General features: G+C 78.6%; 1 pseudogene. It reads right to left on the bottom strand.

The window, feature by feature from the left end:
• Window positions 1-690: pseudogene (locus DKL51_RS35455) on the bottom strand (helix-turn-helix transcriptional regulator); the annotation flags it as partial.

Raw genomic sequence — 690 nt, 5'->3', positions numbered from 1 at the left:
CCGCTGCGGGTACGCCGCGGCGGCGTGCACGGCGGCGCGGACCAGGGGGTGGCGGAACCGCAGTGCCCGGCCGGTGACCTCGACGAGCCGGGCCTCCTGCGCCGGGCGCAGGTCCGCCGCGGCGGCACCGAGGGTGGCGGCGGCGCGCAGCAGCACGTCCAGGTCACCGGTGTCCTCGACGGCCGCGACCAGCAGCAGCGTCCGGGCGCCGGCGGGCAACCGGTCGACCTGGCCGTGGAAGGTGGCCTGCAGCCGGTCGGTCAGCGGCACCGGCCCGCCAGGGTCGCCGGTCTGGACGACCCCCGGCAGCTCGATCAATGCGAGCGGGTTGCCCTGCGCCTCGCCCAGCACCCGCATCCGCACCTCGGGAGCGAGCGCCGGGTCGAGCAGCCGGACGGCGTCCGCCGGGGCGAGCGCCCCCACGGCCAGCTCGGGCAGGCCGGGGGCGGGAAAGACGCCCTCCCGGGCGGCGAAGATCAGCACGACGCCCTCGGCGTGCAGCCGGCGGGCGGCGAGGAGCAGCGCCTCGGCGGAGACGGTGTCCAGCCAGTGCGCGTCGTCGACGAGGCAGAGCAGCGGGCCGTCCTCGGCCAGGTCGGCCAGGAGCGACAGCACCGCGAGCCCCACCAGCAGGCGGTCGGCCGGGTCGCCGCAGCCGAGCCCGAACGCGGACGCGAGCACCTGCCGCTG

The organism is Micromonospora globispora (assembly GCF_003857015.1).
Classification (GTDB): Bacteria; Actinomycetota; Actinomycetes; order Mycobacteriales; family Micromonosporaceae; genus Micromonospora; species Micromonospora globispora.
The sequence above is the reverse complement of the archived record's forward strand: the minus strand, read 5'-3'. Positions and strand labels throughout refer to the sequence as shown.